We start from the raw sequence: 607 nt of genomic DNA, 5'->3' as shown, positions 1-607 counted from the left end.
ACCTTGCGGTGCAGGGAGGAGCGGCTGACCCGCGCGGAGAAGTGGCACCAGTCCTCGCCGGGGGCGATCGGGCAGGCGGCGCTGTGCGGGCAGGGGGCGGCGACGCGGAAACCGGCGGCGACGAGCCGGTCGCGGGCCTCGATGACACGGGCGTACCCGGCGGGGGTGCCGGCCTCGACGATCACGACCGCCTGCGCCGACGCCGCCGCGGTGTCCACGAGGGCGGTGCGGTCGGCCGGGGTGAGTTCGTTGAGGACGTACGAGACGGTGACCAGGTCGGTCGCGGGCAGCGCGAGGTCCTGGCCGATCCGCGCCCGCTGCCAGCGGGCGTCCTTGAGGGACGGGTGGGCGGCGGCGAGCTCCCGGCCGAGGGCGAGTGCGGGCTCGGACCAGTCGAGGACGGTGATCTCCCGGTCGCCCGGCCAGGTGGCCGTGACGGCCCAGGTCGCCGCGCCGGTGCCGCCGCCGACGTCGATGTGCCCGCCGGGCGTCCAGTCGGGGACGGCCGCGGCGAAGGCCTCCAGGGCCGCGTGGACCGCCTCGAAGGTGGCGGGCATGCGGTAGGCGGCGTAGGCGGCCACGTCCGCGCGGTCGCGGAGGATGGGGC

General features: G+C 77.4%; 1 protein-coding gene. It reads right to left on the bottom strand.

What is annotated here, in order from left to right:
• The coding region (locus EHS43_RS45640; RefSeq protein WP_125196151.1) for a small ribosomal subunit Rsm22 family protein at positions 1–607 on the bottom strand (607 nt) is incomplete at both ends.

It is taken from the genome of Streptomyces sp. RP5T (assembly GCF_003933965.1).
In the GTDB taxonomy this organism is placed as follows: Bacteria; Actinomycetota; Actinomycetes; order Streptomycetales; family Streptomycetaceae; genus Streptomyces.
Note: the sequence above shows the minus strand (reverse complement) of the source record. Positions and strands in the feature narration are given on the sequence as shown.